This window comes from uncultured Xylophilus sp. (genome assembly GCA_913776965.1).
Classification (GTDB): domain Bacteria; phylum Pseudomonadota; class Gammaproteobacteria; order Burkholderiales; family Burkholderiaceae_C; genus Xylophilus.
Map to the genome: position 1 here is coordinate 16,143 of CAJYQL010000103.1, position 11,531 is coordinate 27,673.

Consider the following 11,531-nt stretch of genomic DNA (forward strand, 5'->3'; position numbering starts at 1 on the left):
AGCGCCCATGAGCAACGTCCACCTTCTCGACCACCCCCTCGTCCAGCACAAGCTGACCCTGATGCGCCGCAAGGACGCGTCCACCAACAGCTTCCGCCGCCTGCTCAACGAGCTGGCGAGCCTGGCGGCCTACGAGGTCACCCGCGACATGGCGCTGCAGGACATCGAGATCGAGACGCCGCTCGAAACCACCACCGGCCGCGTGATCGACGGCAAGAAGCTGGTCTTCGTGTCGATCCTGCGGGCCGGGACCGGCATCTTGGACGGCATGCTGTCGGTGGTGCCCGGCGCCCGGGTGGGCCACATCGGCCTGTACCGCGACCCGAAGACGCTGACCGCCGTCGAGTACTACTTCAAGATGCCGAGCGAGATGGAGGAGCGCGACGTGGTGGTCGTGGACCCGATGCTCGCCACCGGCAACTCGGCCATCGCCGCGGTTGACCGGCTGAAGGAAATGAAGCCGAAGTCGATCAAGTTCGTCTGCCTGCTGACCTGCCCCGAAGGCGTGGCCGCGATGAACGCCGCCCATCCCGACGTGCCGATCTACACCGCAGCGGTCGACCGCGAATTGGACAGCCATGGCTACATCCGGCCGGGCTTGGGCGATGCGGGTGACCGGATTTTCGGCACCAAATAGGCAATTTTCGCCCGTCCCGTCTGCGCAAGCAGCTATTGATTCGATAGCACCATGCTCGACCTGCTGATCCGCAACGCCACCCTGCCCGACGGCCGCACCGGCATGTCGCTGGCGGTCCAGGACGGCCGCTTCGCCGAGGTGTCGCCCGGCCTCGACGCCCCGGCGCATCAGGTCGTCGATGCCGACGGCCTGCTGGTCGCGCCGCCGTTCGTCGATGCGCATTTCCACCTCGACGCGACGCTCAGCTACGGCCTGCCGCGGGTCAACGACAGCGGCACGCTGCTCGAAGGCATCGCCGTCTGGGGCGAGCTGAAGCCGACGCTGCAGGCCGATGCGATCGTGGAACGGGCCCTCGCCTACTGCGACTGGGCGGTCGCCCGCGGGCTGCTGGCGATCCGCAGCCATGTCGATACCAGCGACCCGCGGCTGCTGGCGGTCGAGGCCCTGCTGGACGTGAAGCGGCGCGTGGCGCCCTACCTCGACCTGCAATTGGTCGCCTTTCCGCAGGACGGCGTGCTGCGCACGCCGGGCGGTGTCGAGAACCTCACCCGCGCGCTGGACCTCGGTGTGGACGTGGTCGGCGGCATCCCGCACTTCGAGCGCACCATGGCCGAGGGCGCGGACAGCGTCGCCCTGCTCTGCGAACTCGCCGCCGCACGCGGCCTGCCAGTGGACATGCACTGCGACGAGAGCGACGACCCGCTGTCGCGCCACATCGAGACGCTTGCCTTCCACACGCAGCGCCTGGGCCTGCAGGGCCGGGTGACGGGCAGCCACTGCACGTCGATGCACAGCATGGACAACTACTACGTGTCCAAGCTCCTGCCGCTGATCGCGGAGAGCGGCGTGAATGTCGTCGCCAATCCGTTGATCAACATCACGCTGCAAGGCCGGCACGACACCTATCCGAAGCGCCGCGGCATGACGCGGGTGCCCGAGCTGATGGCCGCTGGCGTGAACGTCGCGTTCGGCCACGACTGCGTGATGGACCCGTGGTACGGACTCGGCTCGGGCGACATGCTGGAAGTCGCGCACATGGGCCTGCACGTGGCGCAGATGACGGGCCAGGCGGCGATGCGCCGCTGCTTCGATGCCGTCACCCGCCACGCTGCACAAGTGCTGGAACTGCCCGACTACGGCCTGGCGGCCGGTTGCGACGCAAGCTTCGTTCTGCTGCAGGCCCGCGATCCGGTCGAGGCGATCCGGCTGCGCGCCCCGCGGCTGCAGGTCTGGCGCCGGGGCCGGCTGCTGGCCGAGACGCCTCCGGTCGCCGCCCGGCTGCATCTGGACGGCCGCCCCGCGGACACCTGCTTCCTGTCGCCGGCCCGCCCCGCATGACCCGCTACTGGCTGATGAAGGCCGAGCCGGCCGAAGTGTCGGTGGACGATGCGCTCGCCGCACCGAACGCGACCGTCGCCTGGACCGGCGTGCGCAATTACCAAGCCCGCAACTTCATGCGCGATGCGATGCGCATCGGCGACGGCGTGTTGTTCTACCACTCCAGTTGCGCGGAGCCCGGCATCGTGGGCCTCGCACGCGTGGCATCCGATACCTATCCAGACCCGACGCAATTCGATGCCGGCTCGCCCTACTACGACCCGAAGTCGCCGCCCGATAAACCGCGCTGGCAGCTGGTCGATGTGCAGGTGACGCACCAGACCCACAACCTGACTTTGGCCGAGTTACGTGCCGATCCTGACCTGCAGGGCCTCGCGATGCTGAAAAGGGGCAACCGGCTCTCGATTACCCCGGTCGAAGCACAGGACTGGCGTACGGTTTGCGCACGGCTGGGCGCGCCGGACGCCGCCTGAGCGCGCCTACGCCGTCGCAGCGCCTTCTTCCTTCTTGCGTGCGGTCGTGAAGGTCAGCGGCGCCACGTACAACTCGCGGTAGATCTCGAACGGCACGGTGTCCTGGGATTCGATATGCCGCTGTGCCTCGATCGACGCTTCCGACGCGGCGGTGAAGCGCGCCGTTTCTTCGGCATCGAGCGGCTGGCGCAGGAAATGCTCCCGCGTCTCCTGCGACCGGGCGCGGCCGAAGCCGACGAACGAATCCCCGTGTGACGCCGCCATCTCGGCCAAAACGCGGGCCGAGGGCAGTGTCTCTGGCCGGCGCAAGGCCGCCTGCGCAGCTTCGACCGCCTCCGCATGCGCGGTGCCAACATGGACCTGATCCAGGACATCCGCGGTGCGACGGCAATTGGCCAGCAGTTCCTCCGCCCAATCGACCAGCGTGACCGTCCGCCCCTGCCGCTGCAACTGCAGGCCGGGCTCGCGGCCGCGCTCGGCGGCCGCATGCTGATTGAACGCCATCTCGGCGATTTCCGACGGCGAATCCGGCGGGCTGTCGTCCACCAGGCATTGCGTGAGGAACACGTCCAGGAACCGCATCGTCTGCGCGTTGATACCGACCGGCTCGAACGGGTCGAGGTCCATGCAGCGCACCTCGATGTATTCAACTCCTCGGTCGCGCAACGCGTTGAGCGGCCGCTCGCCTGGCAGCGTCGTCCGCTTGGGCCGGATCGTGCCGTAGAACTCGTTCTCGATCTGCAGCAGGCTCGTCGCCAGCTGGTTGTACTCGCCGCCCGGGTTCAGGATGCCCAGATCGCTGTACGCCGGGTACGGCTTCGTCAACGCCTCCTGCAGCGATGCGGCATACCCCTCCAGGTCGTTGTAGCTGACCGCGAGCGAGGCCTGCGCATCGCTCTGGTAGCCGAGCCGGCCCATCCGCAGCGAAGTCGCGTGCGGCAGATGCATGCTGTCGCGCCCAATGGCCTGCAAGGCATGCGCCCTTCCTCCGACGAAGGTGGAACAGACGGCCGGCGACGCACCGAAGAGGTAGAGCAGCAGGAAGGCCCGACGCCGGAAATTGCGGATCAGCCCGAAGTAGTCCTCGCTCGACAGCCCCGGCATCGACCAGTTGTAGTGGATGCCTGAGATCGTCTGCATCCGGCGGCCGTAACGGTGACCCAGGCCCATGCGGTATACGCTTTTCGCCCGCCCGACGTTGGAGGAGCCGTACCGGCCGATCGGAATGGTTTCATCGGCCGGCAGGACGCACGGCATGCTGGAAACCCAGAGCATCTCGTCGCTCCGCTCGGCCAATGCGCCGTATACGAAGCGGTGGATCGACGCGAGTTCGTGCAGGGATGCTTCGACCTGCTGGTGCGCTCCGGTGATCAGTTCGACCTGCGATTCGCTGAAGTCTGTCGTGATGGACGGGTGCGTGAGGGCCGCGCCCAGCACGGCCGGGTGCGGAGTCAAGGCCAAGGCGCCATCGAGTTGCGCACGGAGACTTTCCTTCTCGATCCCGCGGCGCATTCCACGGAGCTGCGTATGGGAAAGGCGGTCCAGGTGTTGGAAGTCGACGCGCATTGAGGGTTCGTATCGTTGTATTGCCATCGGTGCTGAACGTACCACGGAGGCATGTAGGTCTGCAGAGGGGTCGGCCAAAACGAGCAGGTGTTTGATGATAAAAAGCGTACACGCCAAGTGATTGATGCCCGAACGCCTGAAATTACGCCATCAATCAAACACATTTTTTATTGAGCAAAATAGTGCGCCAGCAATATACTCATTAAATCTGAAGACCTTTGCAAGCAAAGGCATGAAAGTTTTAAATCGATCCAACTCAACGTCAGAATGTCTTAATAAGCAGAGATTTTAAAATCACATAATCAAGTATTAAAAATGCGAAGACGACTTCCCGAAAAACTGACCGCTTGACAAAATATGCGAACTGTAGTACATAGCTCGATATTAACCACAAATTGCTACAACTTGAGATGTTTGGCTACCTGAAGCATCGCAGCCCAGTGTCTGTCGTCATACAGCGACGGTATGTTTCGGGCTTCACGCTACTCGAGGTGTTGATCGCAATCATCGTGTTGTCGTTCGGCGTACTCGGAATGGTTGGCATGCAGGCATCTGCCTTAAAAGCGAACAGAGAGGCCAAATACCAGTCCATCGCGGTCGTACTAGGAAAAGAACTGGGCCAGATGATGCGCGGAAATCCGACAATATCATCACTGAGCAATGCGTCCTCCAACCCCTATCTGGTGGATTATCAAGGCGCAGCATTGACAGCTCCTGCAGATTCCTGTTTCCAAGCGGGCTGCCAGGTAGCCTCCGGAGGTCCGGCAAAAGTTGCCGCTTGGGAAATATACGATTGGCTCACGCGACTGAATGCCGAGTTGCCTGATGCCCGGGTGAAGGTATGTTTCGATGCAACGCCCTATTCTACGTCCACCGGCCTTCCACAATGGGAGTGCTCAAATACCGGTGGAGTCGCAAATGTCAAAATTGGCTGGACACGCGCAAAATTTGATCGTACGACTACAGACAACGCATCGATGTTGGACCGAGCAACATTGCCATTCATCGTTTTACCACTGACGCCGGGAAAGCCATGAAAAAGATAAAACGCCGACAAACCACGCACCTCCGGCATCAACACGGGGTGACATTGGTGGAACTGCTGGTGGCAATGACGCTGAGTCTCGTTGTCGTCGCCGCAACCGTTGCAGCCCTGGGTATGGCGCGTCAAGGATTTTCCACGATCGATGCGGCCTCTCAACTAAGAGACAACACCCGGTTTTCAGCCGAATTGATCCAGCGAATCGTACAACAAGCTGGATATCGTGATGTTTTATATGCAGGAGCCACACGTTCAAACGCATTCAAATATGCCGGCATGCCAAGCAATACAGAACCTGCAAATGTCCAGGGTTTTAACAATGCACTGGTTACGAGTGCGGACGATCCCATCGACACAGCTGCGAATAACTCGCGCACTGCAGCCGCAGGCGGGTGCGCCACCGCCACAGACACCGCCTGCGTCAACGGCAGTGACATTTTAATCATCCGCTTTCAGCCCGCAGCGCAGGTCGTCGGTGGGGGCGTGAGCGACGAAGCGGTCATTAACTGTGCAGGAACGTCAGGGTCGCAATCAGCGACCAATCGAACCGATCGGCTCGTCAGTATATTTTATGTGGCACTTAGCAACGGAGAGCCGTCACTTATGTGCAAATCGGCCCGAGGTACAGGACCTTGGCAGGATGCACAACCTTTAGTTCAGGGAGTTGAAAGTTTTCAGGTTCTCTATGGGGTCGACGATGTGGCACCCGGTGCCGTCGCTGGCGCGCAGCCCGATTCGGTGCCTGACCGATATCTGCGCGCCGATCAAATGACAGTAGCGGGCAATGCTGCGGCGACGCGGGCAAATTGGTTGCGCGTGCGGTCGGTCCGAATAGGTTTGGTTGTACGGGCCGCTGAGAGGTCCGCTGCCGAAAAAGTCGAAAAGGATTTCTATCCGTTAGGTTCCAATACTTTTAGTGCTTCGGATGCCGGCTCGAAATTTGTCGCACCTGCCGATGGCCGCATCAGACAGGCTTTCACTTTCACCGTCTATCTGCCTAATCCGCAGGAGATATAGCATGCCGTTGAACACGGGTAAACCCCGTCGGTATAGCAAGCCCGCGATATCACGAGTTGGACAGGCAGGAGTCAGCCTTGCCGTCGTCATGATGATTCTGGTCGTCGTGTCGCTTCTTGGCGCCGGTGCCGCGCAGATCGCCCTCATGGCGGAACGCGGCGCCCGCAATGACCGGGATTATCAAATTGCCTGGCAATCCGCCGATGCAGCTTTGGCGGACGCGGAGTACGATATTGTCGGAGGGGCTGGGGTAAGCAATAACCGAAAAAATCTTTTTGCGCCTGGAGAGCGCTCCGGCTTTTTGACGAATTGCGGCACCACGGGCGTCAGCAAGGGCCTCTGTCTTCCAGCCGCCTCAGGCAACCCCGTCTGGCTGACGGCCAGTTTCACCTCGTCTTCCAGCCCCGCGGTCGAGTTCGGAACATTCACCAGCCGCGCATTCGACGCCGGATCGCCCGCTGCCGGAACCGTTGCGATGGTGAAACCTGTTCAGAAGCCACGCTACCTCATCGAAGTGCTGGATGACCCTGAGGTGTATGGTGACCAAGCCGTCAACCGACGCCGCCCCCCGGCCGTAGTGTATCGCGTGACTTCGATGGGTTTTGGGCCGCGGGCCGATATTCAGGCAGTGCTGCAAACGCTTTACCGGAAAGATTGACTATGGTTTGCTCAAAAGAAAACGCCGTACGACGACGCAAAGCTATAAAGTATCTGGCAATTTTTACGCTTCCGATTGCCATCGTCGTTTCCTATCTGGCTCATGGTGCGGGAACGCCGCCTGCAATCCCGTCCATCGATCTTTCGCCTGAGCCGTTGTATGCCAAGGGTGCCAATGACAAACCGACTTTAGCCTTAGCGTTATCTGTCGAGTTTCCGACGGTGGGCGCACAGTATGTGGGCGAACCACGCGCTACGGAAGATGCCACATATAGCAGCGCCAACAAATACATCGGCTACTTCGACACAGAAAGTTGTTATTCCTATGTGAATGATGCGCGTGTAGAACTGCGCCGATTTGACCGTATTGGAACAGCGAACAACCGGGAATGCGGCGGTACGGGCTTCAGCGGGAATTTCATGAACTGGGCGACCAGTTCTGCAGTCGACGTTCTGCGCCTCGGCCTAACCGGAGGCGACCGGGTGGTGGACACGGCATCAATGACCATCCTGCAACGTGCCGTGCTTCCCAGCGGAAGGTTCTGGAACGATGCCAATTTTCCGGCTAAGAAACTCACCGCTGCTGCTGCTGCGGGCGCCGTACCCAATGCATTGCGCCGTTTCACAAATGGCGATGCATACACCGGCGACATTTACGTGGCCAACTGCCTTAACCGGGTACATTTCGGCAGCGCAAAAGCCGGTGATTGTACCAACCCTGGAAACAATTCCAATCTTGGGATCAGCACAGTCAGCGGAGATCCGCGAAACGTCAGTGGATTCAGAGACTGTGCGAATGAAAATGGTACTTGTACCAACCAAACCAGCGATGGTGCGGCGGGCGGATCATGGCTCATCGTCTACGGCGCAGATAATGGCAATCTGCGGGGCTGGACGTACAAGGTCGTAGATCAAGCCAATCTTCCCATCTCCTGCAACAATGCTACTTTTGGCGATCCCGTGGTGGGCATCGGGAAAAAGTGTTATATCCGGAAGGACACGACCAACTGGCCTCGCTCAACGAATAGCGGCCTTACTGCCGACAATTTCTTCTACACCCGTATGCAGGTGTGTGAATCCGATAGCGCCGGCAATCTTCAAGACCCCAGAACGCAATACTGCATACGATACCCTTTCGGCAATTTCAAGCCGGTCGGTAACATGCAGCGATTCAGTGACCGCATCAGAGTGGCGGCTTTCGGTTATCTTATGGACGACCAGCAGTCTCGTTACGGCGGTGTCTTGCGAGCTCCAATGAAATATGTAGGACCCAAGTCATTCGACAGTTCGGGAAATTTGATCACATCCTCCAACCCGAATATCGAGTGGAACGAAAACACAGGTATTTTTATTGCGAATCCCGACAACCAATCGGAAGGCAAAAGCGGTGTTATCAACTACTTGAACCAGTTCGGCCGCACAGGGGATGCATTCGGGCGATACAAAACCTATGACCCCGTTGGAGAACTATACTACGAAAGTCTCCGTTATCTGCAGGGATTGCCGCCGACCCCGCAAGCCTTGAAGGACATGACCGCCGACATGAAGCAGGGTTTCCCGGTATTTCCAGCGACGTCGGGCGGCGCGTGGGTCGATCCACACGCGGGCGGCGACAGCTCTCGTAATTATGCGTGCCTAAAGAACAATATTCTGGTAATCGGTGATGTAAACACCCATAATGACAAATCTATCCCTGGAAATACCAGGCTTCCCGACAGTGAATTTGCTAGGACGGCGGACATAACGAGGAATGAGCCGGACTTCGTGGCATGGACCAACGTTGTCGGTGGCTTCGAGGCAAATGCAGCAGTTAGTTATATCGACGGGACTGGAGCAGCAAGAACGACATCGAATCCAAACGGCACTACAGGCGAACGCGCGATCCGGACGAATCTAAGAAATATTTCCACCGATAACACCGGAGCCACGCTTGCGTCCTACTATATGGCGGGTATGGCGTATTGGGCCAATACCCATGACATACGCGGCGCCGACTGGAATGATGCGGCCAAGCGCCGCCCTGGCATGCGCGTAAGTACCTACGTGCTCGACGTCAACGAATTTGCCGAGGACAGTATTAAAGATACCCGCCGCAACCGCCAGTTTTTCCTGGCAGGCAAGTACGGCGGCTTCAAAGACAGTTCGGGCAGAGGGAATCCGTTCTTGAACAAGGACGGCGCACTCGACAACAGCAGCTGGGAAAAATCCGACGCGCCAGGAGAGGCCAAAAACTATTTTTTGTCCAGCAACGCCGAAGCGGTATTGAAGGCACTGGATGATATTTTTGTCACTATCGCCGCACAGGGCAACACGATCGCGGGCAGTGCTACGTCGTCGACCCGCGTGACAGCGGAAAGCACTGGCCTAACTTACCAAGCGCGCTTCGATCCCGCAGATTGGAGCGGCGATGTACAGGCCCTTCCACTCAATTTCAATACGACCGCTGGCTTATCGATCGGTAGCGCGACGTGGAGCGCGTCAAGCCTGCTGACAGCCAAAGCGCCTTCTTCTCGTAAGATATTCGTAGGCCGCTCCACCCCATCTGGGTCATCGACGGCGACCGCGTTCGAGTGGACGTCGATTGAGACTTCTTTGAAAGACGCGTTGAATAAGCCCAACCCCGGTACATCTCCTGACGCACGCGGAGAATTGAGATTGAACTATCTTCGGGGTGATCGATCGCAGGAAAGTGCCGTTTTTCGTAAACGTGGATCAGTACTTGGCGACATTATAAATTCCTCGATATCGTATTCGGGCGAGCCGTCGAGGTTCATCACCGATGCAGGATACAAGGCTTTTTACGACACCAATGCGGCGCGCACCAAGGCCGTCTTTGTCGGAGCAAACGACGGGATGCTGCACGCATTCGACGCGCTGAATGGCAATGAACTATTCGCCTATATTCCCAGCTGGTTGGGGGGAAAATTATCGTATCTCACGAATACCAACTACAATACCAGTGGCCATCAGAGTTTTGTTGATGGTTCTTCGGACGTCCGCGAAGCCAAAGTCGGATCAGACTGGAAAACGGTTTTGGTCGGCGCGACTGGCGGCGGTGGTCAAGGTGTTTTCGCGCTGGATGTGACCAACCCCAGTGCATTCGATGCGACTAAGGTATTATGGGAGTTTTCGGATCGCGACGATCCAGATATAGGTAACGTCGTTGGACGTCCGCAAATCGTGAAAATGAGAACATCTGCATGGACGGCATCTACGCCGGTATCCAAATATTTTGCGGTGTTTGGCAGCGGTGTCAACAACTATGCAGCTGACGGGAATTTCAGCGCGAGCGGCGCACCAGGTCTATTTTTCTTAGATATCAGCAAACCTGCAGGGACGGCGTGGCAACTCGGTGTCAATTACTTTAAATTTTTACTGCCGGTAAACTCCACGCTTGCTGGCTCGCGTGCAACGGGTCTCATCAATTTCGAGGCAAAGGGCAGCCCTCTCGGCGAAGCCGTCCAGTTCTATATGGGCGATCTACATGGTCGGCTCTGGAAGTTTGATTTTGGCCTAGCGCAAGGCACGTCTGATTGGAGTACTTACAGGGTGTCTTTCTTCAAAGGCGGTTCTCCCATAGCAGCAATTCCGATGTTTATTGCCCAAGACGCAGCTGGCGTTGCACAACCAATTACCATGGCACCGTCCTTGGCGAGTGCACCTGAAGGCAATACAGTCGTTGTTTTCGGCACTGGAAAATATCTGGAATCATCGGACAATTTAGTCAGCGACACAACACAAAAACAATCCATTTATGCCCTGTGGGACAACAGCTCACAGTCCGCCGACAGCAGCCCAGCAGGAGCTGCAGCGATTTCCGGAAGGGGGAGATTAACCGCGGCAACGCTGACATCTGGCGTCCTGACTACGCCCGCCTTCACATTTGGCAGGCCAAGAACTAATTCCGATAGCACCCAGAGATCCGGATGGTATTTTGATTTCATCCAACGGGGCGAACGGCAGATAAATCCTGCTGATTTGGCAGGTAACACAGCAGCGTTTTCCAGCGTCATTCCACCTGACGCTGCGAGCGACGCTTGCGGACAAGGCTCGGGCGGATACTATTTTGTCGATATCGCCACCGGCAATGGGAGGTACTACGCGTCGACTGTAGGTGTCTTGGGTGCTCCGACTTTTCTGGACCTGGGAGATGCCGTCATCGGGCCGCGAGACGGTACGGGCCGGTCTGTGAAGACGATCAAGCGCGCCGCGCTCGTCCCTGGTTCGCAGGGCACGATGGTGTCGGACAATGTGACCGATTCGTACTACGTGGGCCGGCTGAGCTGGCGCCAGATCAACAATTACTATGAGCTACGCAAATCGGCGACAACGCAGCAAACCAATTGATTGTGCTGTATGAAAATAACTAAAATCCGCGCTGCAAAAGCCCTTATCAGTGGATTTACTCTGATCGAATTGATGATCGTGGTTGCGATCATCGGCATTCTCTCGGCTATCGCCTACCCCTCCTTTCAGGATTCCATCTACAAGGGTCGCCGAGCGGAAGGGCGGACAGCTTTGATGGACCTCTTGCAACAGCAAGAGCGGTATGCGACTCAGAACGGCCGCTATTTGGCATTTGCCAAGGACGCGTCGGATACGCCCTTCAAGGTGTATTCCGGGGACGCCGGCGGTACCAAAGCAAAATACAAGCTTTACGCCGAAGCGTGCTCGAGCGATACAAATGCGATTCGGGACTGCGTCAAAGTGTGGGCAGATCCAGTATCTTCGGATCCCGCCGCAGGAAAACTTTGGCTGCAAAGTAGTGGCGTGAGAGGATGCGACGGTAATCAGCCATCGG

The 11,531-nt window shown here is 58.5% G+C and carries 9 protein-coding genes; 8 read left to right on the forward strand and 1 reads right to left on the reverse strand.

Annotated elements, in window-relative coordinates; all coding sequences use genetic code 11:
* The first annotated feature begins 7 nt into the window (after nt 1–7).
* From upp to QZ500_RS14770, 3 genes are read left to right on the forward strand one after another with little or no spacing between them, the layout of a single operon-like run.
* Nucleotides 8–637 (forward strand): uracil phosphoribosyltransferase, encoded by a 630-nt coding sequence (gene upp / locus QZ500_RS14760; protein WP_295856162.1) that lies wholly within the window; start codon nt 8–10, stop codon nt 635–637.
* A gap of 51 nt (nt 638–688) precedes the next feature.
* Nucleotides 689–1,975 carry an amidohydrolase family protein gene (locus QZ500_RS14765; protein ID WP_295856163.1) on the forward strand — a complete coding sequence of 429 codons (1,287 nt, stop codon included), beginning with the start codon at nt 689–691 and terminating at the stop codon, nt 1,973–1,975.
* Entirely contained in the window at nt 1,972–2,448 is a 477-nt protein-coding gene (locus tag QZ500_RS14770; protein WP_295856164.1) for an EVE domain-containing protein, read from the forward strand. Before QZ500_RS14765 ends, QZ500_RS14770 begins: the two co-directional genes overlap by 4 nt.
* A gap of 6 nt (nt 2,449–2,454) precedes the next feature.
* On the opposite strand, the gene gshA is transcribed toward QZ500_RS14770, so the two are convergent.
* Entirely contained in the window at nt 2,455–4,014 is a 1,560-nt protein-coding gene (gshA, locus tag QZ500_RS14775) for a glutamate--cysteine ligase (protein ID WP_295856165.1), read from the reverse strand.
* A gap of 410 nt (nt 4,015–4,424) precedes the next feature.
* Between gshA and pilV the strand changes: the two genes are divergently transcribed.
* The 5 genes from pilV to QZ500_RS14800 all read left to right on the forward strand — a co-directional run.
* Nucleotides 4,425–5,051: a type IV pilus modification protein PilV gene (gene pilV / locus QZ500_RS14780; RefSeq protein ID WP_295856166.1), complete on the forward strand. Its 627-nt coding sequence runs from the start codon at nt 4,425–4,427 to the stop codon at nt 5,049–5,051.
* On the forward strand, nt 5,048–6,073 hold the full coding sequence (locus QZ500_RS14785; protein WP_295856167.1) for a PilW family protein: 1,026 nt from the start codon (nt 5,048–5,050) through the stop codon (nt 6,071–6,073). The genes pilV and QZ500_RS14785 overlap by 4 nt, the downstream gene beginning before the upstream one ends.
* 1 nt (nt 6,074) lies before the next feature.
* Nucleotides 6,075–6,731: a PilX N-terminal domain-containing pilus assembly protein gene (locus QZ500_RS14790; protein WP_295856168.1), complete on the forward strand. Its 657-nt coding sequence runs from the start codon at nt 6,075–6,077 to the stop codon at nt 6,729–6,731.
* Between the two features lie 2 nt (nt 6,732–6,733).
* A complete protein-coding gene (locus QZ500_RS14795; protein ID WP_295856169.1) occupies nt 6,734–11,077 on the forward strand; it encodes a PilC/PilY family type IV pilus protein in 4,344 nt (1,447 codons plus the stop codon).
* Nucleotides 11,078–11,086: 9 nt separating this feature from the next.
* Nucleotides 11,087–11,531, forward strand: a 445-nt coding sequence (locus QZ500_RS14800) for a type IV pilin protein (RefSeq protein WP_295856170.1), incomplete at its 3' end; no start/stop codon positions are given.